The organism is Pseudomonas serbica (assembly GCF_028823535.1).
GTDB classification, from domain to species: domain Bacteria; phylum Pseudomonadota; class Gammaproteobacteria; order Pseudomonadales; family Pseudomonadaceae; genus Aquipseudomonas; species Aquipseudomonas serbica.
On the sequence record NZ_JAQIYM010000007.1, the window covers coordinates 331,368 to 357,873 of the forward strand.

Annotated in this window: 26 protein-coding genes; 9 read left to right on the forward strand and 17 right to left on the reverse strand. The window is 59.3% G+C overall.

Translation table 11 applies throughout. From position 1 onward, the window contains the following. Positions 1–2 precede the first annotated feature (2 nt). From icmH to NQL71_RS14020, 10 genes are all read right to left on the reverse strand, one after another. Entirely contained in the window at positions 3–716 is a 714-nt protein-coding gene (gene icmH / locus NQL71_RS13975) for a type IVB secretion system protein IcmH/DotU (protein WP_046820310.1), read from the reverse strand. Continuing rightward, complete coding sequence (gene tssK, locus NQL71_RS13980) at positions 713–2,056, reverse strand: type VI secretion system baseplate subunit TssK (protein WP_046820309.1); 1,344 nt, start codon at positions 2,054–2,056, stop codon at positions 713–715. Before tssK ends, icmH begins: the two co-directional genes overlap by 4 nt. Beyond that, positions 2,053–2,808, reverse strand: coding sequence for a type VI secretion system lipoprotein TssJ (gene tssJ, locus NQL71_RS13985; RefSeq protein WP_274642828.1), 756 nt, complete (start codon positions 2,806–2,808; stop codon positions 2,053–2,055). Before tssJ ends, tssK begins: the two co-directional genes overlap by 4 nt. A 23-nt stretch (positions 2,809–2,831) precedes the next feature. Continuing rightward, positions 2,832–5,423: a type VI secretion system ATPase TssH gene (gene tssH / locus NQL71_RS13990; protein ID WP_274642829.1), complete on the reverse strand. Its 2,592-nt coding sequence runs from the start codon at positions 5,421–5,423 to the stop codon at positions 2,832–2,834. Continuing rightward, positions 5,420–6,481 (reverse strand): type VI secretion system baseplate subunit TssG, encoded by a 1,062-nt coding sequence (tssG, locus tag NQL71_RS13995; RefSeq protein WP_046820307.1) that lies wholly within the window; start codon positions 6,479–6,481, stop codon positions 5,420–5,422. Before tssG ends, tssH begins: the two co-directional genes overlap by 4 nt. Continuing rightward, positions 6,445–8,277, reverse strand: coding sequence for a type VI secretion system baseplate subunit TssF (gene tssF / locus NQL71_RS14000; RefSeq protein WP_046820306.1), 1,833 nt, complete (start codon positions 8,275–8,277; stop codon positions 6,445–6,447). The genes tssG and tssF overlap by 37 nt, the downstream gene beginning before the upstream one ends. Continuing rightward, complete coding sequence (gene tssE / locus NQL71_RS14005) at positions 8,277–8,759, reverse strand: type VI secretion system baseplate subunit TssE (protein WP_274642830.1); 483 nt, start codon at positions 8,757–8,759, stop codon at positions 8,277–8,279. The genes tssF and tssE overlap by 1 nt, the downstream gene beginning before the upstream one ends. A 25-nt stretch (positions 8,760–8,784) precedes the next feature. Continuing rightward, a complete protein-coding gene (gene tssC, locus NQL71_RS14010) occupies positions 8,785–10,287 on the reverse strand; it encodes a type VI secretion system contractile sheath large subunit (RefSeq protein ID WP_046820304.1) in 1,503 nt (500 codons plus the stop codon). Positions 10,288–10,297: 10 nt separating this feature from the next. Beyond that, entirely contained in the window at positions 10,298–10,831 is a 534-nt protein-coding gene (gene tssB / locus NQL71_RS14015; RefSeq protein ID WP_046820303.1) for a type VI secretion system contractile sheath small subunit, read from the reverse strand. Positions 10,832–10,899: 68 nt separating this feature from the next. Next, on the reverse strand, positions 10,900–11,652 hold the full coding sequence (locus tag NQL71_RS14020; protein WP_046820302.1) for a hypothetical protein: 753 nt from the start codon (positions 11,650–11,652) through the stop codon (positions 10,900–10,902). Between the two features lie 695 nt (positions 11,653–12,347). Between NQL71_RS14020 and NQL71_RS14025 the strand changes: the two genes are divergently transcribed. The 5 genes from NQL71_RS14025 (at position 12,348) to NQL71_RS14045 (ending at position 16,720) form a co-directional block, all read left to right on the forward strand. Next, a complete protein-coding gene (locus tag NQL71_RS14025; protein WP_274642831.1) occupies positions 12,348–14,513 on the forward strand; it encodes a M48 family metallopeptidase in 2,166 nt (721 codons plus the stop codon). Positions 14,514–14,783: 270 nt separating this feature from the next. Next, positions 14,784–15,311 carry a DUF4303 domain-containing protein gene (locus tag NQL71_RS14030; RefSeq protein WP_274642832.1) on the forward strand — a complete coding sequence of 176 codons (528 nt, stop codon included), beginning with the start codon at positions 14,784–14,786 and terminating at the stop codon, positions 15,309–15,311. A gap of 28 nt (positions 15,312–15,339) precedes the next feature. Then, positions 15,340–15,882, forward strand: a complete 543-nt coding sequence (locus NQL71_RS14035) for a CbrC family protein (RefSeq protein WP_046820299.1) — start codon at positions 15,340–15,342, stop codon at positions 15,880–15,882. Between the two features lie 46 nt (positions 15,883–15,928). Further along, positions 15,929–16,207: a hypothetical protein gene (locus NQL71_RS14040; protein WP_223542075.1), complete on the forward strand. Its 279-nt coding sequence runs from the start codon at positions 15,929–15,931 to the stop codon at positions 16,205–16,207. Between the two features lie 39 nt (positions 16,208–16,246). Further along, a complete protein-coding gene (locus NQL71_RS14045) occupies positions 16,247–16,720 on the forward strand; it encodes a hypothetical protein (RefSeq protein WP_046820297.1) in 474 nt (157 codons plus the stop codon). A gap of 266 nt (positions 16,721–16,986) precedes the next feature. On the opposite strand, the gene NQL71_RS14050 is transcribed toward NQL71_RS14045, so the two are convergent. The 7 genes from NQL71_RS14050 to NQL71_RS14080 all read right to left on the reverse strand — a co-directional run bounded on the left by NQL71_RS14050 (position 16,987) and on the right by NQL71_RS14080 (position 20,990). After that, positions 16,987–17,265 (reverse strand): DUF6966 domain-containing protein, encoded by a 279-nt coding sequence (locus tag NQL71_RS14050; protein ID WP_046820296.1) that lies wholly within the window; start codon positions 17,263–17,265, stop codon positions 16,987–16,989. Positions 17,266–17,284: 19 nt separating this feature from the next. Continuing rightward, positions 17,285–17,632, reverse strand: a complete 348-nt coding sequence (locus NQL71_RS14055) for a DUF7957 family protein (RefSeq protein ID WP_248687682.1) — start codon at positions 17,630–17,632, stop codon at positions 17,285–17,287. 39 nt (positions 17,633–17,671) lie between these two features. Continuing rightward, on the reverse strand, positions 17,672–18,580 hold the full coding sequence (locus tag NQL71_RS14060) for an immunity protein Tsi6 family protein (protein WP_235431900.1): 909 nt from the start codon (positions 18,578–18,580) through the stop codon (positions 17,672–17,674). 68 nt (positions 18,581–18,648) lie between these two features. Next, on the reverse strand, positions 18,649–18,912 hold the full coding sequence (locus tag NQL71_RS14065; RefSeq protein WP_046820294.1) for a hypothetical protein: 264 nt from the start codon (positions 18,910–18,912) through the stop codon (positions 18,649–18,651). Continuing rightward, a complete protein-coding gene (locus tag NQL71_RS14070; protein WP_052760685.1) occupies positions 18,899–19,129 on the reverse strand; it encodes a hypothetical protein in 231 nt (76 codons plus the stop codon). The genes NQL71_RS14065 and NQL71_RS14070 overlap by 14 nt, the downstream gene beginning before the upstream one ends. 62 nt (positions 19,130–19,191) lie before the next feature. Next, complete coding sequence (locus NQL71_RS14075; RefSeq protein WP_046820293.1) at positions 19,192–19,521, reverse strand: hypothetical protein; 330 nt, start codon at positions 19,519–19,521, stop codon at positions 19,192–19,194. Positions 19,522–19,529: 8 nt separating this feature from the next. Further along, entirely contained in the window at positions 19,530–20,990 is a 1,461-nt protein-coding gene (locus tag NQL71_RS14080) for a DUF6861 domain-containing protein (RefSeq protein WP_274642833.1), read from the reverse strand. Between the two features lie 631 nt (positions 20,991–21,621). Between NQL71_RS14080 and NQL71_RS14085 the strand changes: the two genes are divergently transcribed. The 4 genes from NQL71_RS14085 to NQL71_RS14100 all read left to right on the forward strand — a co-directional run. After that, positions 21,622–23,475 carry a type VI secretion system Vgr family protein gene (locus tag NQL71_RS14085; protein ID WP_077183103.1) on the forward strand — a complete coding sequence of 618 codons (1,854 nt, stop codon included), beginning with the start codon at positions 21,622–21,624 and terminating at the stop codon, positions 23,473–23,475. 12 nt (positions 23,476–23,487) lie between these two features. Beyond that, positions 23,488–24,075 (forward strand): DcrB-related protein, encoded by a 588-nt coding sequence (locus tag NQL71_RS14090; protein ID WP_046820290.1) that lies wholly within the window; start codon positions 23,488–23,490, stop codon positions 24,073–24,075. Between the two features lie 37 nt (positions 24,076–24,112). Further along, on the forward strand, positions 24,113–24,580 hold the full coding sequence (locus tag NQL71_RS14095; protein ID WP_046820289.1) for a DcrB-related protein: 468 nt from the start codon (positions 24,113–24,115) through the stop codon (positions 24,578–24,580). 5 nt (positions 24,581–24,585) lie between these two features. Continuing rightward, positions 24,586–26,506: DUF6531 domain-containing protein (locus NQL71_RS14100; protein ID WP_274642834.1), on the forward strand; the 1,921-nt coding region annotated here is incomplete at its 3' end.

Here is a 26,506-nt window from a genome sequence, read left to right on the forward strand (position 1 = left end):
GCTCAGGCACTGAACAGCTGGCTGATTTGTTCGGACAACGCGGCTACGTCTTTGCCCAGCAGCCAGTCCAGCGTCAGGTAGACACCCGCGCAGACCAGCGCAATCAGCGCCAGGTAGAGCCACAGGGGCACTTCATGGCGCAGCATCTGCGAGACTTGGTCGGGCAAGGCCCAGTCAGGCGAGAGGGCCTTGGGGGTCTTGCGAAAACGCGCGATGTCTTGGCCCAGGGTATTGGCCAGGTAACGCAACTGGTCCTTTTGCCCGAGGCTGAACTTGCCTTCGAACCCCAGGGCCAGGCACAGGTGGTAGACCTCGAGCACGTCGAGGTTCTGTTTGACGTCGCCACGCAACGCATCGATCTTTTCGAAGAAGCCTTCACCGGCCAGGTGCACGCCGAAATAGCGGAACTGCAACGGCTGCAATTCAAAGTGCCGACGCAATTCGTTGTCCCCGGAGCGCAACACGCTTTCATCGAGGAAGGCACAGAGGGCGTACTGGGTGTCCTTGACCTGTTCAACGCTGTAGTTGGCGCCACGGGCGTCGAGCTCCAGCGCCTTGAAGAAGCTGTCGACGCTCGCCTCGAAGGCGCTGACCGACGTCACCTGGCGGCCCTTGCGCACGATCAGCGCCATGCTGATGAAGTCTTGCACCAGGTCCTTGAGGGTCGGTTTTTCACGGGCGGGCGCCACGGCGCCTTGCAGTACGGCTTCGGTCATTTGAGTACCGCCATCAGTTCAAGCTTGAGGTTGGTGAACGCGCTGGGCGCATAGAAAGAGATGGCCTGGGCACTCATCATTCGCTCGTAGACCCGGCCATGGGGTTCGATGGAGAAGTAGTGATTGTCCAGTCGCACCGGAATCGCATTGGGCAGGCGGGTCGAATGATTGAGGGTGACCCCCGGCATGGCGCTGTTGACCACCACTTCGATGTCTTCCGGCGAGCCGACCTTGAACGCCCGTGGCACCAGTTCCAGCAGGCTCGCGCCCGGCATGTCGGCGTGCACGGAGATGTAGAAATCCGCCTCCGCCAGCCGTGGATCGTGCAACTGCCCTTGCCAGTACGAGGGTTTGGTCTGGGTCAGGTTGATCACCACGCACTGATTTGGCACTACGTTGTCGAGCAGCACGCGAATCATTTCGTCGAGCCTGACCAGCGAGGCCGCCGGGTCGTGGTGGTCGTACTCGGGGATGTCGTTGAGCTGGGTGTCCAGCGAGAACGTCAGCAAGCCGCCGGCCAGTTCGGCCAGGAACAGATACAGGCGCTCGGGGTGCAGGCGTGGATGCGCGAGCAGGTGCGCCAGGGCAGGGTGCGCACGGTTCACCGTGTTCAACAGCCAGAACAGGGTGACGTCGCTTGAGCCGAACTCGGCAATCTGGTCCGCGCGCTCGCGACGCCGCCCCGACAGCGCCTTGCTCTTCGATTGCAGGGCACCGAGCAAACGCTTGCCCAGCCCGATCAGGGTGTCATGGGTGCCCAGGTGCAGCGTCGGGTGCACGAAATGCCCGTCGAGGTTGAAGCCGCCGATGTTGTTGCGTGACAACCGGGCGATCGGGCACCAGGTGTAGCCATCGAGGTTGTCGCCGTCGATGAGCATCACCACGTTCAGGCGCAGGCTGGTGATTTCGTTTTCCAGGTCGCCTTCGTTGAGGTCTGGCAAGGTGTCGAACTGCTTGCGATAGCGCCGCCCGGTCTTCTGTTCCTGGCCGTCTTCGACGTAGTTCAGGCCGAAGGGCTCCGGCAGTTTCAGCGCGGCGTAGACCTTCAGGTCGTTGCCCTTGAGCAGGTCCTTCAAGTCGCGGGCGGCCGGCAGCGGGTCGTGCTGCGGCGCGTCGTACAGGCTGCCGTCGGGAAACACCAGCTTCAGCCGCTTGAGCTGCAGGGAGCCGGTGGCGAGGGCTTCCTCGTCCACTTCGAGCAACTGCACGCCCCAGTGAAAAGGCGTGTTGCGCAGGGTCGCCTGCGCCAGCTGATGCTGGTGGAACTCATCCTGATACTGGAAATGCTGGGGCAAAAGGAACATGCCTTCGGACCACATCACCCGGCTTTGCTTACTCATTGAGCGCCTTCCAAAAATGAATTCAATTTCGAGTCCACGGCTTTTTGCGCGGAGGCACTCGTCTGGTCCTGGGCCTTCTGCACCACGGCGTCCTGCACGCGCTCGGTCAGCGAGGGTTTGGCCGGCTGCTCGGGCAGGGCGGCGGCTTTGGCCAGCTGCTCCTGGGTCTTGGGTTTGTCCAGGACATCGACGCCACTGACGGCGGACACCCTGTTGTTGTCCACCAGTACCCGCAGGCCGTCGGAGGAGAACCAGATGCCGTCCTTGCGCAGGGAGTTGGCGTCAAACGCAACCTTCCAGCGGCTGTTCTCGTCGGTGCGGAAAAACGCGGCGACGCCGACATAGCCGGTGGCCTTGTTCAGCGGCCATTTGTCGACCTGGCCCATGCCCGGCAGCAAGGTGATTTCGCGGTTCTCGATCAGGGTATTGCCGAGGGCCTTTTGCGGGTCGTCCCACAGTGTGTCGGCGTCGACCGAGGCAAAGCGCTCCAGCGAGGTCAGCTGGTACACGCGCAGCACCACCGACAGCGGATGGCCGGACGCGTCGGGATTGAGCTGGTTGCCGCCGTCGGAGGTGAGGATGACCTTCTCCTGGTCGTCGAACAGCATGTCGCCCGCCCAGGTGTCGTCGACACGTTTGCCGACCCGGTCGGTGACGCCGCAGGCGCTCAGTACCGCCATCATCGCCACCGCCGTCAGGCATTTGGCCAACGCCGTCTTTTCGAGACGCTTCCCTGAACTTTTCTTGTCCATGACCACTACCTGTAGATGCCCGGTCAGCACAGGCGATAGGCGAAATCGCCGTCGCTGCCCAACTCGATGTTCAGACTCTGGATCGGTTTGTCCTGCGCCATGCGCTCAAGGACCCGCTGTGCCAGTTCCGGCATCAGGGTCTTGGACAAAATGTTGTCGATGTTGCGAGCGCCGCTGTCGACCTCGGTGCAGCGCGAGGCAATGGCTTTGACCAGCGCCTCGTCATAACCCAGGACGGCCTGATGATTGCGCTCGAAGCGCTGGCGAATGCGCGCGAGCTTGAGCGCGACAATGCGCTCAAGAATCGCGTCCTGGACCGGGTAATAGGGGACGATGGTCAGGCGACCGAGGAAGGCCGGCTTGAACACCTGGTTCAACTCCTCACGCAGTCCTTCGACGATGGCTTCCGGTGTCGGTTGCGGCTGTGCATTGAGGCACCACTGCATGATGCGCTCGGTCCCGGTGTTGGACGTGAGGATGATCACGGTGTTGCGGAAGTTGATCTCGCGACCTTCACCGTCGTCCAGCACGCCTTTGTCGAATACCTGGAAAAACAGTTCGAGCACGTCCGGGTGGGCCTTTTCCACCTCATCGAGCAGCACCACGCTGTACGGCTTGCGTCGCACCGCTTCGGTCAGCACGCCGCCCTCGCCATAGCCGACGTAACCCGGCGGCGAGCCCTTGAGGCTGGAGACCGTGTGGGCTTCCTGGTACTCGGACATGTTGATGGTGATCAGGTTGCGCTCGCCGCCATACAGGGTGTCGGCCAGGGCCAGTGCGGTTTCGGTCTTGCCCACGCCGCTCGGGCCGAGCAACAGGAACACGCCGATCGGTTTGTTCGGATCTTCCATGCGGGCGCGGGAAATCTTGATGCGCTTGCCGATTTCCTGCAGGGCGTGGTCCTGGCCGAGCACCCGCTCACCCAGCAGCGCCGGCAGGCGCTGCACAGTGTCGATTTCGTCGCGCAGCATCTTGCCCAGGGGGATGCCGGTCCAGCCGGAAATCACTTCGCCGATGGTGCCGCCATCCACCAGGGCATGCACCAGGGGTTGCTCACCCTGGACGCTGGCCAGTTCGGCGCGCACCGCGGCAATTTCTTGTGCATCCGGTGCCTGATTGTCCGGGTGGCTGAGGGCGCCGAGCTGTTCCACCAGTTGCAGCTCGCGTTGCCACTGTTGCTCGAGGGCATCGCGGGTCTGCTGTTCGGTCAGCAACTCGGCGTTCAGGGTGGCCAGGCGACGGGCATGGTCGCTGCCTTTGGCGGCTTCCTGCTGCAGTACCGAGATTTCCGCCTGCAGGTTGTCGATCTGGCGCTTGCAGTCTTCCAGCGGCCCCGGCTGCGCCGATTGCCCCAGGGCGACCCGGGCGCAGGCGGTGTCCAGCACGCTGACGGCCTTGTCCGGCAGTTGGCGCCCGGTGATGTAGCGATTGGACAGGCGCACGGCCTGCACCAGCGCTTCGTCCATCACCGTGACCTTGTGGTGTTCCTGCATCTTGGCCAGCAGGCCGCGCAGCATGTGGATCGCCTTGTCTTCGTCCGGCTCTTCGACCTTCACCACCTGGAAGCGGCGGGCCAGGGCGGCGTCCTTTTCGAAGTACTTCTTGTACTCGGCCCAGGTGGTCGCCGCGATGGTGCGCAGCTCGCCCCGGGCCAGGGCTGGCTTGAGCAGGTTGGCGGCATCGTTCTGCCCGGCCTGGCCGCCCGAACCGATCAGGGTGTGCGCTTCGTCGATGAACAGGATGATCGGGTGCAGGCTGCGCTTGGTTTCTTCGATCACCGACTTGAGGCGGTTTTCGAACTCGCCTTTCACACCGGCACCGGCCTGCAACAAACCCAGGTCGAGGGTGTGGATGGCCACGCCCTTGAGCACCGACGGCACGTCACCCTGGATGATGCGCAGGGCCAGGCCTTCGACCACGGCGGTTTTGCCGACGCCGGCTTCACCGGTGAGGATCGGGTTGTTCTGGCGGCGGCGGGTCAAGATGTCGACCATCTGCCGCACCTCGAACTCGCGACCGAGCACCGGATCGATCCGGCCTTCGCGAGCGCTTTGCGTGAGGTTGATGGTGTATTGATCGAGGGCCGGAGTCTTGCCATTGCCCTTGACCGTGCTGGCGATGTCGCTCGGCGGTTTGGCCAGGGCCGATTCGGCGCTGCCTTCCACCAAGGCGTTGAGGTTCACGCGCAGATCGTCGGCGTTGATTTTCTCAAGCTCGGCCGCCCCCGCGATCACCACCCGGCGCAGCTCATCGTCATCGAGCAAGGCCTGTAATAGATGACCGGTGCGGATCTGGGCCTGGCCGAACTCGATGGAGGCCAGCACCCACGCCTGTTCGATCAGGCGGGTCAGGTGCGGCGACAGCGCCGGGGTGCGCGTATTGCCTTTCTTGAACGTCCCCAGTGCCGTGACCAATTGCGCCTGCAAGCGCTCAGGCACCACGTCGTAATGACGCAGGATGGCCGGCAGGTCGTTGTCGTGGCTGTCGAGCAACTGCAACAACAGGTGCTCGATCTCGACATCGTAGTGGTGTTCCGACAGGCACAGGGCCGCGGCGCTTTCGGTGGCGGCACGGCTGGTGTCGTTGAGCTTGGCAAACAGGGACTTCAGGTTCACAGGGAGACCCCATCAAAAGGAATGTGGAAGAGGGCGCAGCGGGAGGGCTCCACGTCGACGCCTGGTCGCTTGAGCCAGCCGAGCCGGCCCAGGGACACGTTGCCCAGGCGGGCGACCGGTACGGCCTTGGGTTTGAGCTTGGGTGCCAACTGGAAGTCGAGTTCCGCACCGACATAGAAACGCACCAGTTCCAGCAGTTTCTGGTAGTCCTCGGTGCCGGGCTGGAAGCGTTGATAGTCGGCCAGTTCCAGTGGACCGATCTCGATGCGCACGCACGACTGGTAGTCCCAGACCCGGTTGCCGGCGACGGCGCTTTGCCCGAGCACGGCGTTCTTGCGCCCCAGCTGCGTGCACTGGCTGGCGTCGAGTTTCAGCCAGCGACCGGCAAATGGCTTGACCTTGAACGGCAACGAAAAATAGAAAGACAGCATCGCTTCCAGGTTCAACGCGTTGCGCGGTTTCTGCGCGAACAGGCCGGAGAAATAGCTGAACAATTCCCGGCGCAGGGGCGAGCCTTGTCTGTCGAATTTCTGCTTCTGCGCCTCGGGGCCGAAGCCCACCAGATTGAGCAGGTAACGATCGAAATCCGAGGTGCCGTTGCGTTCATACTCGATGTAGAACTTGTACTTTTGCCAGGCCTCGTAGAACAGCGTGGTCATGCGGTGCGAAAAGATGTCGAGAAACGCATGGGCCGCGTCATCCCGGTACTGGATGTGCCGTTCGATCAACAGCTCGGTGTACGGGCGCGGCAACACGCCCGACGGCCCGACCAGCCCCATGAAGGTCACTTGCATCTCGGACAGCGGCAGGCCGGCCACGGACACCTTGCCTTCACGCTCGAACTGCAAGTCGCTGACTTCACTGGCCGGGAAGTTGAGCGACAGCTGCGAGCGAAAACGCAGAGGGTCTTCGTGCGGTCGGGTCTGCAGGTCCATGCGCCCGGTTCTGCTGTAATGCAGGCGAAGCAAGCGCACCAATTGGAAAAACTCGAATCGGTGCGGCTCAGCCCGTGCCTGGTCGATCAGACCAGGGGTTGATCGCCGGTTCGCGGTGGCCATTGGACGACTCTCTTTTCGCGCTGCAAGGTGCGAAGGGTTAATTGGGTAAAGCTGTTCATGGAGCAGTACTGGCCAAAGAAGTGATCGAGCACCATGCCGAACAGAAACACACCGCTGCCGGTGTATTGGCTTTCATCGAAGTTGAGGGTGATGCCGACGCCGCGCACGAAATTCGGCCGCGGGTGGCCGATGCGCGCGACCACAGGTTCACTGCTCACCGAAACGATGCCGTTGATCTGTTTGCGGATCGCCGACACGTTGCGGTAGTTGTAGAGCGACAACAGCTCCAGCAGCACCTCGCGACCACGGGACACCAACGACATGTGGTTGAGCGACAGGTGCGAAATCAGCCGCCAGATCACGCCGTTGCCCAGGGGCACGCGCGCGGTGGCGGTGGGCTTGCGCAGGCAGCGGATGTCCTTGATCACCGAGTTGCCCGGGATATTGAAATCGCCGCGCTCGCCCCCGTACGGCAACAGCAGGGGCAGGTCACGGTTGCTGCAGGTCAGGCGGATGCTCAACGCATCGTTGTTGGCCTCCATCAACCCCAGCTCGCGATCCACTATCCGGATAAACACGTTCGAGCCATCGCGTTGGCCGCTCTGTACCGCACGGCGCCGGGCCATCCAGAAGCTTTGGCCGGGACCCTGATCGCCACGGGGTTCGAAAAACGGATGGCAGGTGCCGACCTGATCGATGCCGCCGACCTTGCGCACCCGACGCACGCGATCGATGGACACCACTTCGGCCGAGCCTTGCAGGCGCACATCCGGCGTCACTGCGTATTCGTGCTGAGCGTGGGTCAACTTGATCGGCTCGGCCTGCTGGCGGAACAGGTTGATGATCGGCGTGCAGTTGAGCTTGAAGTTATTGCGCCCGATGTTCTGCGTCAGGCGCGCCAGGCGGTCGCTCAGGTCGTAGTCGGAAAAGTAGAAGTTGACCTCGACCTTCTCGATCTCCTTGCCGGCCAGAATGCGTGCAAAGCCCGACAGGTCGAAGAACATGAACTTGTCGGGGAAGGTGAAGTACTCGTGCAGCAAGCGGTAACCGAGGAACGAGCGCTCGGAGTAGTCCACCAGGCCTTCGTCCAGGCTGTAACCCACGGCTTTCAACGCGTTGGCCGGCAACACGACCTCACGGCTGCGCCCCTGATCTTCGAAGGTCAGCGTGGCCTTGGCCAGGTTGTTGAACAGCAGCTCGTACAGTTGCAGCATCAAGGTGCTTTCGCCGTCGAGGAAGAACCGCAGGTTGTCCAGTTCCAGCTTGCCGAACATCACGTCGGAGGTGGCCACCAGGCCAATGCGCAAGCGCGCGACCAGGTCAGCGCTGTGGCCGTTGAACGCCGAGCGTTCCATCTCGATGAATGAGGCCTGTTGCACCGACACCGGCCACAGCTCGACCGGGTAGCAGGTGCGGAATTTACACACCACGCCATCGATCGGGTTGGCACTGAGTTCGGTATGCCGGGGCACGCGGAAAGCCTCGGTGACTTTCTCCTGCTTGCCCAGGTTGAACTCGACGATCGACATCGACGGGGTAGGGCGCAGGTAATGCGGGTACAGCACCTCGAGAAACGACTCGACGATTTCCGGCAGCTCGTCGTCGAGCTTTTTGTGCACGCGTGCAGAGAGAAACGAGAACGCTTCGATCAAGCGCTCGGTGTGCGGGTCTTCGCAGTTATCGCCCTCGATGAGCAACCGCGACGCGATTTTCGGATACTGGCTGGCGAACTCCTGGCCCAAAAAGCGCAGGTGCGACAGTTCCTTTTCGTAATAGGGCAGCAGATCGTCGAGCATCAGTTGAGGTTCTGCACTTTGTATTCCTGGGTGTTGACCTGCAGCACCGCGTCGAAGGACACCTGGCGGGTGACGTCTTGCAGGCGCAGGACCGCGTCCACGCGAAAGGTCAGCATGCGTTGGCCGGTCTGTTGGGCGAGCAGTTGCACCTTGACGCTGCGAAAGCGCCGGTCACCGACCGTGATGGCCTTCTCCAGTTGCCGCTGAATCAGCAGGCGATCCTTCGGATCAAGCACGCTGCGACTGGTGAAGTCGGGCATGCCGTAGTCGAGGATGCTGCCGCTGAGGTTGGCGAAACCCTCCAGCTCGTTGGCGACCAGGGACTGGCGGGTGTTGACCAGGACTTCGAGGTCGCGAACGATGCTGGCCTTGTAATCGGCCAGCGAACACAAGCGTTGCGATGACGCTTCGATGGACTGATGCGGACGATCGTCCAGCAAGCGGTCCAGCAGTGATGGCAACAGCTTGTGTTGACGGGTCATCTTGCCTCCCTGGCAATGTTGGCGATCAGGCGCGGGTCGATTGCGGCAGTTCGGCGACCAGGCGCAACGAAGCGGTCAGTTCGTCCAGTTGGTAGTGCGGGCGCAGGTAGGTCACGGCCTTGTACACCCCTGGCTTGCCTGGCACCTCGAACACCTCGGCGCGCGCTTCGCGCAACGGGAACTTGGCCTTGGCTTCCTGGCTGGCGGTGTCGTCCAGCAACACGTAGCTCGACAGCCACTTGTTGAGGAACAGCTCGACGTCCTTGCGCGAGGCGAAGCTGCCGATCTTGTCGCGCATGATCGCCTTCATGTAGTGGGCGATGCGCGAGGTGGCGAAGATGTACTGCAACTGCGCGGAAAGCCGGGCGTTGGCGTTGGCGATGTCGGTGTTGTACTGCTTCTGCTTCTGCGTCGACTGGGTGCCGAAGAACGCGGCGTAGTCGGTACCTTTGCAGTGCACCAGCGGAATGAAACCCAGGTCCGACAGCTCTTTCTCGCGGCGATCGGTGATGGCGATTTCGGTCGGACACTTGAGGGCGATTTCACCGTCATCGGTCTTGAACGTGTGGGTTGGCAGGCCTTCCACCAGACCGCCACCCTCGACACCGCGGATCGCCACGCACCAGCCGTAGCGGGAAAACGCATCGGTGACCCGGGTGCCCAGCGCGTAGGCGGCGTTCATCCACAGGTACTTGTTGTGGTCGCGGCCATCGACGCTTTCGACGAAGTTGAATTCCTCGACCGGCGTGGTATCCGGGCCGTAAGGCAGGCGACCGAGCACGTGGGGCAGGGTCAGGCCGACGTAACGCGAGTCTTCGCTGGCGCGGAACGACTTCCACTTGGCGTATTCGACGGTGTCGAAAATCTTCGCCAGGTCCCGTGGGCCGGACATGTCGGTGAACGAGTCCCAGCCGAACAGCTCTGGCGAGGCCGCCGAAATGAACGGAGCGTGGGCAGCCGCTGCAACGTGGGAAATCTCTTCGAGCAGGTACATGTCTTCCGGGCTGCGGTTGAACTCGTAGTCACCCAGCAGCATGCCGAACGGTGCACCACCGAAGGTGCCGTATTCTTCTTCGTAGATCTTCTTGAACAGCGCGCTCTGGTCGAATTCGGAAGCGGACTTGAGGTCGCGCACCAGGTCCTTCTTCGAAGCATTGAGCAGGTGGATCTTCAGCGTGGTGCTGGTCTCGGTCTGGTCGACCTGATACTTAAGGCCGCGCCAGGACGCTTCCAGCTGCTGGAACTCGCTGGCGTGCATGATCTCGTTCATTTGCTCGGAGAGCATCGCGTCGATCTCGGCGATGCGCGCATCGAGCACGGCGATCAGGTCCTTGCTTGGCGTCATTTCGCCTTCCAGGATCTGGTTGACCAATTCACCGATCAGGTCGCGGGTGCGGGTGCGCTCGGTCTCGGAGCGGGCCACGCGGCTTTGCGAAATGATGCTGTCGAGCAACGAGGATTGCGCGGTGAAGCTGTCCACTTCAACCAGCGTGCTGTCCTGTTGAGTCACGGTTTGCTTGTCGTTCATCGTCAGGCTCCTACGCTTTGTCGTCGGTGGCTGGCACGGCGGCTTCACGGCCGAATTCCTTGCCCAGGGTTTTCAACTTCTCGGTGTTCTGCAGCACGTCCATCAGCAGTTCTTCGAGCTTGTCGTTGCCGCCCATCTTGTTGCGCAGGTCCGCCAGCTTGTTGCGCACTTCCAGCAGCTTGCGCAGCGGCTCGACCTGCTTGACCACGTTCTGCGGTTCGAAGTCTTCGAGGGCGTTGAAGTTGAGCTCCACACCCAGTTGCGTGCCGTTCTTGGCCAGGGTGTTGTCGACGCGGTAGGTCAGGCGCGGCTTGATGCCCTTGAGCACGCCGTTGAAGTTGTCGCGGTCGATGAAAATGAACTTGCGGTCCTTGAGCTTCGGCAGCGGCTCCAGCGGGTTACCGGAGAAATCGCCCAGCACACCGACGACAAAGGGCAGCTCTTTCTTTTCCTGAGCGTCACCGATATCCACGTCGTAGGTGATATGGACCCGAGGCGCGCGAACGCGGTCGAGTTTGTGCTGGGTACTTTCCTTCTTCGCCATCGTGATCTCCTGTGCGAACAATTCGCTGCAAGTCGTTTGCGTGTCGGTTCAATGGGTGACCGAGCGCGTTACATTCCTTCGATCGTCAGCAGCAGGCGCTGACGAATTTCATCGTTCATTTCCATGATGTTTTCCAAGCCCACCAATTCTTCGAAGCTGGTGTTGCCGGCGATCTGGGTGCTGCTGCGGATCACCGATTCGTCGGGCAACTGTGAGCGCACCGGCGAACTGATGACGCAAAAGGGCAGGTCGCCGAAGTCTTTCAAGCGTTCGAAGGTGACGGGAAAACGCAGGCCTTCAAGCAAGCGGCTGATACCGGGGGACTTGCTCAGGCAGTAGAACAGCACCAGGTAATGCACCACGAAGCGGTACAGCTCGGCGCTGCTGCGATTGGGGTCGTTGATGACCGTGCGAAAACGGGCCAGGTCGAACGAACTGAACCCGACTACCCAGCGCACAGGGCTGGTGATGCGAATGGATTGGCCGCTTTGGGACAGTACCTTGTCGTACTCCAGCGCAAACAGTTGCGGGGTGGTACTGAGCAGGTTGAGGGGCACTTCGAGTTCGTTGACCAGCTGGAACGGAGCGGCCGAGCCGATGCGGTCGTAGAGCGCCTTGAGTTCCTTGAAATGGTGCTGCGTCTCGCGGCCGCTGCTGCGTTGCGCGCCCTGCAGGTATTCACCGAAAAACGTCTGCGGACGAATCAGCAAAGCCAGGGTCGCCAGGTAGTCCGAAGCCTGCGCCTTGAGCGCGTCAGAAATGGCCCGGGTCTGGCTTCGCAGCTTGATCAATGCTTCAACATCAAAAAACGTCTGAGTCATCGGTAACTTCGTCCTTGAACACTTCGCGACGACTACCCGGATATACAGGGGAGTACGGGCGCAGTGACTAATTTCTCGACCAGTTCACAGTTGTGATCGCTGATGTTTGACATCAAGAAATCACACTGCCAGGAATCATTGGGAGTGCGATGCTGGCATATGGATATCGAGTTGCCAGTAACGTCGTGTATGGCAACGGGATGTGTAGGAAAGTTCCTACGAGGCGCGGATTTTTTCTTTTTTTTGTGACCTGCCGCAATGATGTCTGCTTGCCATCATCTGCCGGATGTCAATTGCACAAGTGCCTGAAACCCAATGGATTCAATGGTTTCCGGAAGAAAATGGATCCAATTTTTAATTAAAAAAAATTGAAAAAAGGTGAACCGGTTCACCTAATGCCCGCTTGATTATCCGGTAAGGAAAAAATTGAAGAATAAGTGTCATATTACTGGCACGAAGTGATGGCATCCCGAGATATCCGTGGATATACAAGGCGACCTTGCGCTGTTGAACGAGTGTTCGGGCAATACGGAGTTACATATCGCCGTTATTTCTGTATAACGCGCCAGGTACGACTGCGTCTCACAACTTTCATGTGTCGGCCGTGCATTAGCGTGAGGGCTTTCGGGCCTTCGTTAAATGGAATTTATGCTCGCCACGGATACAAGGCGACGCGACTATTGAGGCCCTGTCTCATGAGAACGTTGAAACTCATTGCCGTGCTGATTCTCCTGCCGCTTTTCCTTGGCTTGTTTGGTGTCTGGGAGTTACAGCGCAGCACCGAGAGCATCAAGGAGTTCGCTGATATCAAGGCCGAACTGAGCGAGATGCATGTCGAAATCGAAGCGATGGTTGCCAAGCCGTTCTCACGCTCGGCCAAGGTCGATATCAACGGCGAACGCATGGGTGTCCACGAGGCGTTATCGCGGGTTACCCAGGCCGAACACGAACTGACCATCGTGCAGCCGGTGGTTGGCGTGATGAACAACCTGGCCAAGGGTGCCATCGCCCTCGGCCTGCTGGCCTCGCTGGTCGGCGTGCTGGGGCTGCTGGGTTTGCGTTGGGCCGGCGCCCGCGCGAGTCATTCCCGTGAACGATTGCTGCACACCTTCAGCCGGGTGAGCCGTCTGTTGCCGTACCTGCTGGTGGGGCACATCGTCGCCATGGGCGCAGCGGTGGCGGCCATCCTCGGTTTCGAAGGCCTGGGGCTGTGGCACATGGGGAACATGAGCACCGGTGAATTCAAGCTGATGCTCGTCGTGCTAATGCTGATGCTCGGTTTCCTGTATTCGATCTGGCAGATGGGCAAACAGCTGCCGGTCATGCTGCACATGTTCCAGTCCACGCCGATGAGCGTTCTCGGCCAAGTTGTCACACCGGAGCAGGCGCCTGCGCTGTGGGCCCGTGTTCGCGAGCTGGCGGATCAACTCGGTGCGCTGGCACCCGAGCACATAGTGTTGGGCATGACCGAAGGCTTTTACGTCACCTCCAGCGACGTCAACCTGCTGCCGTCAGGCACCGCGCTCAAGGGCCGCACCCTGCACGTGCCGATGCTGTACCTGGGCCTGCTCGATTCGGCGGAAACCGGCGCGGTCATCGGTCACGAACTGGCCCACTTCGCCGGTGCCGATACCGAGTACAGCCTGCGTTTCGTACCGATCTACGAGGGTATCGGCCGCAGTCTCGGCGTGATTGCCGAAACCATGCTGCAAAGCGATGTGCTGCAACGCACGACGCTGTGGCCGGCGTTCATGCTCGGTGAGTATTTCATTGAGCGTTTCGATCACGCGGTGAACCATTGGAGTCGCGTGCGGGAGCTGGCGGCGGACGCGGCGGGCGCGAAGTTGACGGGGAATATCGCCATCGCGTCGGCGTTGGTGCGCATCGCTGCCATCGACCCCTTGTTGCAGCAGGGTGTATCGACCCATGTAGCCCGCGCGACCAACCCCAGCGCCGAACACGTGCGTACCGGCGATTTGCCTGGCAGCCTGGTGCAGGAGCTGGCCGTGCAGCCGCTGACCCTGCCCGAGGAGGAAATGGCAACCAGCCTGCCTCATCCGTCGGACACTCACCCCTCCAATCGCGAGCGGCTGGCGTCCCTGCAAGTCACGGTCGAAGAGGCCGTCAGCCGCGGCACCCGTCCGATCAACGCGGCACAAGCCTGCGCCGCGATGGATCACTATTTCGCCGATCCCCAGGCATTGCGTGCGCGCATTACCGAGGACTTTCTCGGCCATTACGTGGAGCAGGATGCGGCGATTGTGCAGGAGTTGCGTAGCCATGCCGGCAATGCCACGGAGGAAGTCCGACTGCATGAAGGCGCACGATTGCGCGGGTGGATTACCCTGGGTTGCTTCTCGCTCTTTTTGCTGTTGGGCTTGGGGTTGCTGGTCTTGCCGTGGCTGCTGCCGCAGGCTTCAGGGAGTAACAAATCGATGATACTGGTCGCTGGTGGGGTGCTCGTCGTATTGATGGCATGCCTGCTGCCGTTCTCGTTGCGCTTGCTCAAGCGGGCGAACAAGACCGCGTTGTTGCTGACGCCCGAGCACTTCGTCTTTGCCAACCTCAAGGCACCACTGCCGATCCGGCACGTCGCTGATTTTGGCCTGCAAATGGGCCAGGGGCTGCACTTGAATCTGCTGCTGGAAGACGATGCCCCGATGCCTGAGTTGGCCTCGCGCTCGTTCTTTTCGCCTGATGCGAAGCTCGACAAGAAAAAGCGCTGGGTCCAGTTACAGTTGATTCAGTTCTGCCGGGACGACAAAAAGCTCAAGAATGAGCAATTGGCGGAACTGATCGGCACTTACCTCAATGCAGGCACAGCCCGGCACTTGCTGCAGCAGCGATTCGAGCAGGCCTGAAGGCTTTCAGCATTGGCAAGCGTGGGGCGCCGGGTTCAATGGCTCCCTGCGCAAAGCTGATGAAGGTCTGATAGCAGCCCTTGCAGTTCGTTGTTTTCGTCCAGCAAGGGTGTTGCGTTTTCATACAGGACAACGTCGTTGATCGAGCCCATGCCAACGCGTACGCCGTATCCTGGGGCAGCGCACGCCCGCCTTTCTGTTCAGGGCCAGGGAAGTGGTCGGCGATGTTGAGGGCACGGATATGGATGGTTTCATGAGGTTCTTTTTTGAATGAGCGACTCGGGCCAGATCAACGACCATTTTCAGCGAGATATTCAGGTAGCGTGCAAGAGGGCTATCGAGCAATTTCGCCAAGCGCACCCCACTGCCGATGTCTGTGGGTTTGCGCTGTACTCAGACGCTGATGCGCGGACTCTGGTGCCGTCGTTCAACACGGCTGATCACTTGGCGCGCGTGCAGGCTGAAGAACCTGCTGAGCAGGCGTATTTCAAATGGTCACCCGCTGAATGGAGCCACGAAACCTTCGGTGGCGATCACTTCAACGTCCTGTCGAGCCTGTTGTGGGACTTGGCTGATTCGATTCCCGATGAAGATTTTGAACGTCACCGCGCACTCGTCTTCGAACACTGTGTTGCGGCCTTGAGGTCGCTGACGACGTGCGCGTTTGAGAACGCCATTTATGTATTCGCAGTCTCTGACTCTCAAAGCGTGCCGGAAGAAATCGCCTGGATTACGCAACTCAATACCCCCGAGCAAGCCCTCGAATTCAAGACATGGTTAGAGCAGGTCGAGCAATGAAAGGCATGCACTTAACAAGGATGCGTACATGACACTGCCCCACTTTATTTATCATCCCGATCCCGTCGGTAGCGGTTCGGTGCAAGCCTCTTACGCCACTTGCGTGAGCTGCAATCAGGCGCGAGGCTACATTTATGTGGGCCCGGTATACGCCATTGATGAATACGAAAACTGCATCTGCCCTTGGTGCATTGCCGACGGGAGTGCGCACCAGCGCCTGGGCGCGACGTTTGTCGATGACGAGAGTATCGGCCTGGACGGCGAAGACACGCTGAGCGAGGCGCAGATCGCCGAAGTCAGCCAGCGCACGCCTGGTTTTAATGGCTGGCAGCAAGAGTGCTGGCTGACTCACTGCGACGACGCAGCCGAGTTTGTCGGTAAGGCCGGCCATGCAGAGTTGCTTGAACTGGGCCCAGCGGCCATCGCCGCCGTTCAGGACTCAACAGGATTGGAGGACGGCCCGCAGTGGCGAGCGTTCTTCAATGCCCTGGATAAGGATCATGGGCCTACCGCCTACCTGTTCAAATGTCGCCACTGCGCCACGCTGGGCGCTTACCAAGACAGCCATTGATACCCAAAGTGCTCAATCCGAGGCTCCCCACAAGGAAGAATCTCTGATGACCGACGATCACACCCCCGACTTCACCAAAGTCCCCACCGGCATGCTGCCGTTCCCACCTGTTGAAGACGTGTTTGTCGCCGATCAACTGGAACTGGCCAACCATCTGCACCCTTTGTTCAGCTTAGATATCAGCACCGTAAACCCCGAGTGGTCGGGCGTGCTGCACATGCTCAGCCCGTTGGAACCGTACGAGGGCTTTGTCGGCGAGCTGAACGAGCGGGACGGGTGCCATGGCTACCATTACCGGACGGCCGGCGCAAACAGAGCCGATTGAAGGCTTGGTGCTATTCACCTTCGATTACAGTTGAATCCCATGAACAAGACCGAACTGCAAACTCTTGTAGTCAGGGTTAAAAAGTATCTCTTGATTATCTTTTTGCTCTGCCTTGCAGGCGTTTTCATCTATGCGTACCTGCAGAAACCGGAATTTCCTTCCGAGGTAGTCCTGAAGCAAGACTTCATTCCGGGGCAGTCGATCTACATCGTTCAAGATGCCAGGGATCCAGATGAGCCCAAAAACCTGAGGTTCTACGTCAACAATGGCGACGGCAGGAATAATGAGACGATGAAGGTGCTCCTCGGCAAGACCCCGGCCTTCCTGGTCTCGGACACTGACTTGAAGGACGTGGTAATCCAGCGTGTCTCCAACGGCCTGCACATCAAGCTCAAAGGCGCAGTCTCGAATTACCAGAGCAACCTTTACCTTGAAGACGGCGACACTTACACCACCTACCGTGTAAGCCTTGAGCAAGTCGAAACGCGACCGCCCTTGCCGAGCGGTCGGTAAGCTTATTTCAGCAAGGCAACCACTGCGCAGACAACCGCAATCACCAGCGCCGGCCACTGCATCGGCAAATCGATGATACTGGTTGCTGGCGGGGGGGCTGGTCGTATTGATGGCGTGCCTGCTGCCATTCTCGTTGCGCATGCTCAAGCGGGCGAACAAGACGGCGTTGTTGCGGATGCCCGAGCACTTGGTATCTGCGAACCTAAAGGCGCCATTGCCGATCCGGCACATCGCCGATTTTGGCCTGCAAGCGTGGGGTGCGAAGTTCAATGGCACCGTGCGCAGAGCTGATGGAGGTCTGATAGCAGCGTCTGAAGTTCGTTATTTTCGGCCAGCAAGGGCGTTGCGTCTTCATACAGAACAACGTCGTTGATCGAGCCCATGCCGCCGTACAGCGACATCAATCGAGACAACGCGTACGCCGTATCCTGAGGCAGCGCAAGGCTGCACTCCTCAAGTCTGTCGGCCCATTGCGGGTGACCGAATCTCCTCAGTAGTTCTGCTGTTCGGGCAAGGTTCGAGGAGATCTTGCAGATGTCTTTCATGGCGCCAGTCCTGAGCGAATCATTTATCAAAGTTCACAACGCTGACGGAACCATTGTGCCAATCGACCGAGTAACTGAGGCCATTCCAGTTACTAACGATCAACGCCCCGTTTTTGTCGCACTGAAGACTCATGTATGGCTTGTCTGCTTGCGTGCCGTGGGGACTTTCCTGGATGAACCAAACCACCTTTCCCTGCCTCGATAGTGCAAGGATGTTTTTGTTGAAAATGACATTTGAAGGGGACTCGATCAGGACCGCGAGCCTGTCGTCATGCTGCAAGGCGACTTTGACCGGGTGAGGCAGGTGAATGGATTGATCTGCTATCCAAAGGGTGCCGTTGTCAACGTGGTACCAGGTTTCGGTCATGACGTTACCTCTAGTGTTATCCCTGAAGTCGCAGCAATTTCATGTGCGAGGAAGACTTTCCGGTGGCAACCCGTTAGGCAGCTGAATCTTCAGACCGCGTGAGATCTGAATGCCTATGTAGAAGGCATCCCCCAGTACGCCAGCAAGTTCAGGATCGTCGGCTTCAAACTCTTTGCTGGCCCAAACGCCGATGGTCAATTGGTGCAACCGGGCTTTATCTTTTTCAACGCCCAGCAACACGTTCTTGATGAATTGCAACTGGATTAACGAGCTTGAATAAATCTGGAATTCTGGACAGCCGTTGTATCTCAGGGCGGTGATGGTGATCGCATTGTCAATGTAGTCGAGGGCAGTTGTCGGCGTTTTCAAGAGGCGGTCCCTCTCGGTACCAACGTCTTGATTGCTGCGCGACGCCACGTATTGATCAAACATTCGGACCTGCTCTCCAATCCGGGCAGAGTCTCGATTGGAATCAACATGTTTTCTATAGGTAAGGAATTGTTCCGATTGTGGTCCATGGGCCAACAGCGAAACAATGGCCGCACATTGTATGAGCCAATAGATTTCGAACGAGGATTCGGTACCTCGACAATAACCAATATCTGTCCCCTTGCCGTACAAGTCACGAGCCAGTTGGCTGGCTTTATCGCGGTTTATCGTCGTCTCTGATGTCCATCCGGCCCGGTCATTTGCGATGACGAATACCCGATAACGCTGCAACAGGAGGGCATCCACTAGCGTCAGGTCCGGGCAGGCAGGGGGCATCAACGGTACAAAAACCTCTGGCTCACGATTGCTCGGCAGCCACGACAGGTTCCTTTCCACTCGGGAAGGTTGCTTGTCCACTTCGGTCAAGGTGGCTGCATCGACAACCTGCTCGGTGGGGGCGGGTGGAGGAGCGGGCTTTTGTCTGAAAAAGGTTTTCAAGCGCTTCAGTAGTTTTGACATGGAGGTAGCCGTTCAAGGATTTTGATTTCGAGGACAGCGGTCCATTGGTCCGGAGTGACGAGCTTGCCTTAGATAGCCGTTCCTCTATTGGCCCCCGGCTGCACAATCAGCAGGTCATCCAGCTCTCTGCGGCGACAGCTCATGGCAAACGCCAGGGCCGTATCAAAATCCGTTTGGAAGAGATCGAAGTTTGCCCGGTCAATTTGGTAATACTCCTCGTAGTCGACCATGCCGTTGCTGACTGGAATCGACAGGTAAAGGCGACCTGTAGTCTCCTCGACGCCTAAGGCAAACATATGTTCACGGCTTTTGAAAACGTCACTGAATTTCATCGTGTCCTTGATCTGGTGGTTGGCGGTTTTTATCTTCGCGCATTCTGGATTTAATGAGTTTGTACGATGACCAGTCGCGACCACCAATCAGCTCAATGTAAAAGTTCGCGTAAGCGCCGTTCAGATCACCCAGCATTCTCAGATTTGTTTCGTCGAAAAGGCGGTGGCCAGGAATAATGTCTTCGTTGGCGAAACGCTCGCCTTTCTGAATAGCCATTCAATCCTTACCGCGTTGCAGTACGCCTTGCTTGAGTCAAGGGGCTACGGCATTTTATGTGCTTATGTAGGTTTCGGATTACTGTTCTTCTTTTCTTCCATCTGGGCTTTCAGTCGACGTAGCGTCGGGGATTCTCCTCCGATCAGTTCGATTTTAAACTCCGCAAAAGCGTGCTCAAGCTCTGCATATTGCTGCAACCCCTCCTCAGTGAACAGATAGCGTCCAGGGATATCCCGCCATTCCATAGGTGTGCGGATTTGACCACGCTCGGCCAAATCCATCAGAGGGGCCAGTTCTAGATCCAATTTAGCTGCAGCAGGGTCTTTTGCCTTTAATGCATCGATGGCTGCCCGTAGCTTCAGGGTCTTTTCTTTAAGTTTTTCGATATCCATAGGAGGCTCTAGTTAGCTGTGGTTCCGATCAATTTTGGTGTTCCCCACTCGGCACGGTTAGGTGTCAGATATTGGAATGATTCACCGGTTCTCTGGATTGCACCGCCCAATTCTGATGTAGGGGCGACTTTACTGACAAAAACCTCGGTTGGCTTCAATGGTGCCATCTCGTAGATCGAATAGGTGGTTGATTCGCTGCTCAACGGCAATCCGAACGAATCAGCCAGTGTCCTCCCGGAGTTCGCGGCTGCCTGTAGCTCCTCATGAGTGGTAAAGAACGGCGAGTAAGGTGAAACGCCTTGGCCTTCGGGCACGATTTTCACAAGGGGCGAATCCATTAACCTTACTTCGGGGATGGTGGAGCCGGAAGCTACCTGGTCGAACGCCCGTGAGTAGATGGTTGTTGCATCAGCGTCAGGGGCAGCCGCTTGCAGTTTGCCCAGCAGTTTTTCCCCGTCAGGCGTATTCAGGAAGCCTTCGATTTGCTCGTTCGACAAGCCCTTGGTCTGGAAGGTTTTGACCTTCTTGACCTGATCCTCCACCGAAACGAAGTCAGGGTCCTGCTTGGCGTAATACTCACGCATTGTCTCCGGCTCGGCCTTCTGAAGAGGCGCCGGTTCCTTCACCCGCAACTCATCCCGAGCCAGCAACTTCTGCTCATTCCTTGCCAACCAACCCGCCAACTGCTTGTTCGATATCTCCGCCTGAAGCTTCGCACTGCGGGTCGCGATGCTTTCCATGCTGTTCATCACACCGGCTTTCATCTGGCCCCGGGTCAGGTAGGTGACGATGGCGGTGAGCAGCAGGAGTACAAGCTGCTCCTGCCCGCGAGCCAGTTGTCGTGCCGCGCGTTCGACGCGCTCCTGTACCAGTGCAGCGGAGCCGCCGCTGGGGTCGAGGCCGGACGGCTTGAGGCCTTCTTCGGCGTGCCAGGCCGTGGCGATGCCTTCCTGCAAGGTCGAGAGGCAGGCGGGCAGGCCCTGGTAAAAATATTCGGCGATGGCGGACAGGCCCAGGGCCATGAGAATCAGGTTGCCGACTTGTAACCCGATTCCGCCACCCACCATTGCTCCAGGGCCAGCGCCGACGCCAAATGCGAAGGCCCCCGCTGCGCCGCCGGCCACGGTGCCGATCGCCACGCTGCCGCCGAGAATCATCGAGACTTCTTTGACCAGTTGCAGCAGCACCGGCAGGATCTGCTCGATTTCAATCGAGGCCCACTTGCGCTTGAGGTCCATCTGGATGATCGGGTAGGAGAGGGTCATCGCCTGATGCACCGCATCGATGCGATGACCGCCCATGTAGCCATAGGCCTGGCTCGCGCCATTGCTGACACGCCGGGTGAAGCCGTTCCAGTTGTCGTGAACGCTCTGCAGGCCGTCGTTGACGCCCTGGTTCAGCTCGCTGAATTTCTGGTCGAGGTTGCGTTCGACATCGGCCCAGCTGGGCACGTTGGCTAAAAGATCCATTTACTCATCACTGTCCTTGGGGGAAAGGCGCTTCCTTGTTGCTGCAGTGAAACTGTCGATTATCCGACTTCACAGCATTGCCTGAGTGATGGCAATGGGCCGCACTTCCGACTGCGGGGCGAGTTGAAAGTTTCAACATGGATCCCATTTTTTGTTATTCGCGTTACATTCGGCAATGATGGCAATAAGGCATTAGCCGCTAATTGACAGCGCTTAACTTCCCGTTTGTCCTTGATATATCGGCGTTTCTGGTTGGCCAGCGTGGCGATAATTATTTTTCAGGATTATCCGGAGCTGAGTTCGAAGCGCGTGGAAGCGCCCGCATGCACTGCCTGCGACTTGACAGGGCGCATAACATGCGTGTCTCCTTCCCGCGTTCGAGTACCTGTGATATTCGTAAAAGTGTGACAAATTTCTCAATTATTTAGCCGGGTAATGGCACTTTCATACTGCCTTGCGGTCGCAGTTCCTGACGCACAATGGTGTGTAATGGATTTCATTCGGTGTTTAAAAAATCGATGAAAATCAAGAATTCATAGTTGCGGCAAACAGGGTTTTGACCCTTTTATCTGATTCGTGCGCAGTGGTTGAGAGAGGGCGGTAGCTTTCCACTGTTTTCAAGGAGATACACATGTTGATGGACCTTGCCGCAATGCTTTCCCCGCAGAATCGGCGCCTGTTCAAGTTCAAGAACTTCGCCAACCCCGAACAGCAATTGTTGCTTGAGTCCTTCAAGGGGACCGAAGGTCTGTCCCGCGCGTACAACTTTGAATTGCTGCTGGTGTGCCAGGACTCCGGCGTCGAGTTGAAGTCGATGATGGGCCAGCACGTGGTCCTGGAAATCGAACTGGCAGACGCCACGCCTCGCTACCTGGCAGGCTACCTGACGCGGTTTGCCAGCATCGGCAGCGACGGCGGCATGGCCCGCTATACGGCGACGCTGAACCCCTGGTTCTCCATGCTGAAGAACCGCTTCGACACGCGCATTTTCCAGGGTTGCACAGTCGAGGATGTCGTCACCCAGGTGTTTGCGCTGTGCACCGCGTTTTCCCGGCACGAATTCCATCTGAGCAAGCCGCTCAAGCATTACACCTACATCACCCAGTACCGCGAATCGGACTTCAACTTTGTCCAGCGCCTGCTGGAAGAAGAGGGGATGTTCTACTACTTCGAGCACACCGCCGAAGGCCACACCATGATCATCTGCGACGACTCCAGCACGCTGGTGCCGTTGCCTGAACAACCGCAGATCCGCTTCCACACGGCATCGGTCACCGAGACCGCCGACTCCATTACCCAATGGAGCGGAAACCGTCAGTTGCAGTCGGGGAAAATCGCGGTCCAGACCTTCGATTATCGTCAGCCGTCCAATCGTTTGCCGGTCGCCATGAAGAGCCTGAACAAGCAGGGCGATGTCGACGAGTTTGAAATCTACGACTTCCCCGGCCAATACACCCACGGCACCTACGACGAAGGTGAAGCGCTGCTGCGGTTGCGGGTCGAAGCGCTTGAACTCAAGGGCAAGAGTTTTCATGGCGCCAGCAACTGCCGCGCGATGAAACCCGGCTACACCTTCGAACTGCTGCAGCATTACGATCACGATCAAGGCCCCGCCGATGATCGTCAGTTCCTGCTGATGAGCGTCGAGAGCGAAGGCCACAACAACTACCTTAGCGGGCAGCAGGCGAGCTACTACAACACCTTCTCCTGCGTGCGCAAAAAGATCGTCTTCCGCCCTCAACTCACCACCCCGCGACCGACCATCTCCGGCCCGCAAACCGCGATCATCGTCGGCCCGCCGGGGGAGGAAATATTCACCGACGAACTCGGCCGCGTGAAGGTGCAGTTCCACTGGGACCGCAAGGGCGAGCACAACGACAAGAGCTCCTGCTGGGTCCGCGTTGCCCAGGCCGGCGCCAGCGGCGGTTTCGGCAGCATCCAGATTCCCCGTGTGGGCGATGAAGTCGTGGTGGTGTTCCTCGATGGCAACCCCGACCGCCCATTGGTCATGGGCAGCCTCTACAACAGCCAGAACACCCCGCCGTGGTCGTTGCCGGCAAACAAGACCCAGAGCGGGTTCCTGACGCGGTCGATGAAGGGCGACGGCGGTACGGCGAACTTCTTCCGCTTCGAAGACAAGTCCGGCGCCGAGCAGATCATCATGCATGCCGAGCGCAACATGGACACCGAGATTGAGGTCGACGAGACCCACAGTGTCGGCAGCAACCGCACGATCACGGTCGGTGGCACGCACACCGAAACCATCAAGAAAGACACGGTGATGAATATCCAGGAAGGCTCGCTGACGATTCAGGTCGACAACCAGTTCATTCAGGTCAGCGCCAACCAGCACATCATTCTCCAGGTGGGGGACAGCAGCATCACCCTCACGCCGGACGGCATCGAGATCAAAGGCAAGGCGATCACCACCACCAGCACCGGCACGACCCAGATCACCGGTTCCGAGGTCAGGGTCAATGACTGAGGTAACGGTGTCATGACCAGGGTCAGTCTCTACGATCGCATTTCCGAAAAGCGTATTGCGCGGGAGGAAGCCGAACGCCTGGCTCAACAGAACGCGCTCCTCGTGCAGCCTGAGCCCGAGCCGGAACTCGAGCCCGAGCCTGTGTTGGCGCTGCAAGACACGCCCAGCAGTTTCTCCTTCGGGGGTTTCAACCTGGCTTTTCCGGCGGGCTTCAATTTCCGTGAGGTCCAGACCACCCTCGAGCACCAGGGCGAGCCGATCAGCCTGACGATCAAGCGTCGTGACGTGCAACAGGGACAGACGCTGGATCAATTATTCGAAGCCTCGGTGCAGGCGTTTCGCCGGGAGCATCCGGACGTGCGCATCATCCGTCAGCGCGATGTCAGCGTGGCCGGCAATGCAGCGAAATCGGTGGATCTGCATTTCAAGTGCGGTCATGCCGATCGTCACGCGCGCCTGGTGGGTGCCCTGGTGCCCGTCGCCGGGCGTGACGATGGCCAGTGGCTGAGTATCGCTTGCGAGATCGATCCGGCCCGGCCCGCGCTCAGTCTCTGGCTGGTTGATTTTGACGGCATGCTCGACGGCCTTGCCGTGCGCTGAACGCCACATTTTTTTTGATTCAAGGAAGTTACCCAGAATGGATTATGAGTTGCAGGAAGGCAGCATCGCGCTGCCGCAAGGGTTCCAGGACCGCACGGTGAACATGTTCGTGCTGGGGGCAAGCATTCCGGCACCGTTGAGCATCACCGTTTCCCGAGACACATTGCTGCCCGGTGAGGCGCTCAAGGCCTACGTCGAGCGTCAGGTCAAGATGCTCGCGTCCAAGCTGCGCGGCTATACGCTGTTGGGCAAGAAGGCCGTTGCGCTGTCGACGTCGGCACCGATCGACGGCGTGCAGATCGATGCGTATTACATGACCGATGGCCGACCCTTCTATCAGCGCCAGGCGGCGTTCCTGATCGAGCCTGGACGCGCGCTGATTTTTTCCACCACAGCCCAGGCTGATTTCAGCATCGAGCAGAATCAGAACTGGAATGACCTGCTGGCCAGCTTTCAGCCTCGCCAGCCCGGCGGCACCAAGACCGACTCCAGCACACAGGAGTAACGGTCATGTTTGAAGCCGCAAGGTTTGGCGATGAACTGTCGCACACCAGCGCCCTGGGTGGGTTTCTCATCGGCGCAGCGCTCGGCATTGCGCTGGTCGCCACAGTGGCGATCGCGACGTTCACCTGTGGGTTTGGCGTGGCTTTGTTGGCGGGTTTGGTCGCAGGCGTCGGAGGTAGCCTGCTCACCGCGGCCGGGGAGAAAATCGGCAGTATGTTTTCTTCACCCGCGGGGACCATCGTCACCGCGTCGCCCAACGTGTTCATCAATAGCCGCAAGGCCGCCCATGTCGAAAAAAGCACGGGAGCCTGCGACAAGCATCCCGGCCCGGTGAAGGTCGCCGAAGGCTCGACCAACGTCTTCATCAACGGCACGGCGGCCGCCCGCAAGGGCGACAAGATGACTTGCGGCGCGACACTCTCCAGCGGCTCGGACAATGTCTTCATCGGTGGCGGTACCCATCGCTACCTGCCGGTGGACGACGAGATCCCGGGTTGGTTGCGGACCACGGTCGACATCCTCATGGCGGTCGCCGGCGCAGCGGGTGGTATCGCCCAATTGATCAAGGCCGGGACCCAGGCCGGCATGAAAGCCATCATGCCTTGTGCACTGAAATTCACCGCCGGGTTTGTCGCCGGTGAGGTGGCCTCACGTTATGTCGTGGGGCCGGCCATCGAGCGAGCGGTGGGTGGCCTGATCGGCAACCCCGTCGACGCCACCACTGGCCGCAAGGTCATAACCGACGAAACCGACTTCAGCTTGCCGGGCCTGATGCCGATCCAATGGTCGCGCTTTTATGCCAGCGACCTGAGCGTCGACAGCGTGCTCGGCAAGGGCTGGGTCCTGCCCTGGGAGCAAAGCCTGCGGCGCAGTGGCGCCTTCGTTTATCTCACCGACAATCAGGGGCGCAGCGTTCCGTTCGTGGACGTGCAACCGGGGGAGCGCATCTACAACCCCCATGAACAGGTCTATCTGGTCTGCACCGAGGGCGGCCACTACCTGCTGCAAACCCTCGACAATACTTTTTTCTACTTCGGCGAAGTCGCGGACGACAACAACCCGGTGCCGCTGCAACGCATCGAAAACGCCCTGGGCCACTTCCTGCATTTCACCCGCACCGCCCAAGGTTCGCTCACCGACATCAGCGCCACCGGTGGCGTGCGCGTGCACCTGCATTACGACAACCCGCTGGGCCGCCTGACCGACGTCAGGCGCGTGGTCGACAACGAAGCCGTCGAAACCCTGGTGCAGTATCGCTATGACGACAACGGCCAACTCGCCGAGGTGATCAACCGCAACGGCGATTCACTGCGCCGTTTCAGCTACATCGACGGGGTAATGGCCAGCCACAGCAACGCCCTGGGCCTGACCTGCAACTACCGCTGGGAACAGCTCGACGGCCAGCAACGGGTAGTGGAGCACTGGACCAGCGATGGCGAGCGTTTCCACTTCCGCTACGACATCAAGGCGCGCACTACGCGGGTTACCGACGTGCTCGGGCGCGAAGCCGAGATTCACTACAACGCCGATCACCGCGTGATCGCCAGTCGCGACTTCGGTGGCGAGCACTACGTCATCGACATCGATGACATCGGCAACATGACCGGCCTGACGTTACCTGACGGCAACAGGATCACCCTCAAGTACGACGAATACTCGCGCCTGCTCGAAGAGACCGACCCGCTCGGGCGCTCGATCAAATACCGCTATCACCACCTGACCCCGCTGGTCACGCAGGTGGACTACCCCGACGGCAGCACCTGGCGAGCCCGCTACGACGACAAGGGCAACCTCATCGCCGAAGTTGACGCCCTCGGGCATGTCACCGAATACCTCAATGGCGACGACGGCCTGCCACACACCATCATCGATGCCACCGGCAAGTCCAAATACCTGTGGTGGAACTCCCTGGCCCAGGTCGAACGCC

Coding starts and splice junctions, on each gene's coding strand:
- icmH (WP_046820310.1), bottom strand. CDS start 716: ATGACCGAAGCCGTACTGCAAGGCGCCGTGGCGCCCGCCCGTGAAAAA.
- tssK (WP_046820309.1), bottom strand. CDS start 2,056: ATGAGTAAGCAAAGCCGGGTGATGTGGTCCGAAGGCATGTTCCTTTTG.
- tssJ (WP_274642828.1), bottom strand. CDS start 2,808: ATGGACAAGAAAAGTTCAGGGAAGCGTCTCGAAAAGACGGCGTTGGCC.
- tssG (WP_046820307.1), bottom strand. CDS start 6,481: ATGGCCACCGCGAACCGGCGATCAACCCCTGGTCTGATCGACCAGGCA.
- tssF (WP_046820306.1), bottom strand. CDS start 8,277: ATGCTCGACGATCTGCTGCCCTATTACGAAAAGGAACTGTCGCACCTG.
- tssE (WP_274642830.1), bottom strand. CDS start 8,759: ATGACCCGTCAACACAAGCTGTTGCCATCACTGCTGGACCGCTTGCTG.
- tssC (WP_046820304.1), bottom strand. CDS start 10,287: ATGAACGACAAGCAAACCGTGACTCAACAGGACAGCACGCTGGTTGAA.
- tssB (WP_046820303.1), bottom strand. CDS start 10,831: ATGGCGAAGAAGGAAAGTACCCAGCACAAACTCGACCGCGTTCGCGCG.
- NQL71_RS14020 (WP_046820302.1), bottom strand. CDS start 11,652: ATGACTCAGACGTTTTTTGATGTTGAAGCATTGATCAAGCTGCGAAGC.
- NQL71_RS14025 (WP_274642831.1), top strand. CDS start 12,348: ATGAGAACGTTGAAACTCATTGCCGTGCTGATTCTCCTGCCGCTTTTC.
- NQL71_RS14030 (WP_274642832.1), top strand. CDS start 14,784: ATGAGCGACTCGGGCCAGATCAACGACCATTTTCAGCGAGATATTCAG.
- NQL71_RS14035 (WP_046820299.1), top strand. CDS start 15,340: ATGACACTGCCCCACTTTATTTATCATCCCGATCCCGTCGGTAGCGGT.
- NQL71_RS14040 (WP_223542075.1), top strand. CDS start 15,929: ATGACCGACGATCACACCCCCGACTTCACCAAAGTCCCCACCGGCATG.
- NQL71_RS14045 (WP_046820297.1), top strand. CDS start 16,247: ATGAACAAGACCGAACTGCAAACTCTTGTAGTCAGGGTTAAAAAGTAT.
- NQL71_RS14050 (WP_046820296.1), bottom strand. CDS start 17,265: ATGAAAGACATCTGCAAGATCTCCTCGAACCTTGCCCGAACAGCAGAA.
- NQL71_RS14055 (WP_248687682.1), bottom strand. CDS start 17,632: ATGACCGAAACCTGGTACCACGTTGACAACGGCACCCTTTGGATAGCA.
- NQL71_RS14060 (WP_235431900.1), bottom strand. CDS start 18,580: ATGTCAAAACTACTGAAGCGCTTGAAAACCTTTTTCAGACAAAAGCCC.
- NQL71_RS14065 (WP_046820294.1), bottom strand. CDS start 18,912: ATGAAATTCAGTGACGTTTTCAAAAGCCGTGAACATATGTTTGCCTTA.
- NQL71_RS14070 (WP_052760685.1), bottom strand. CDS start 19,129: ATGGCTATTCAGAAAGGCGAGCGTTTCGCCAACGAAGACATTATTCCT.
- NQL71_RS14075 (WP_046820293.1), bottom strand. CDS start 19,521: ATGGATATCGAAAAACTTAAAGAAAAGACCCTGAAGCTACGGGCAGCC.
- NQL71_RS14080 (WP_274642833.1), bottom strand. CDS start 20,990: ATGGATCTTTTAGCCAACGTGCCCAGCTGGGCCGATGTCGAACGCAAC.
- NQL71_RS14085 (WP_077183103.1), top strand. CDS start 21,622: ATGTTGATGGACCTTGCCGCAATGCTTTCCCCGCAGAATCGGCGCCTG.
- NQL71_RS14090 (WP_046820290.1), top strand. CDS start 23,488: ATGACCAGGGTCAGTCTCTACGATCGCATTTCCGAAAAGCGTATTGCG.
- NQL71_RS14095 (WP_046820289.1), top strand. CDS start 24,113: ATGGATTATGAGTTGCAGGAAGGCAGCATCGCGCTGCCGCAAGGGTTC.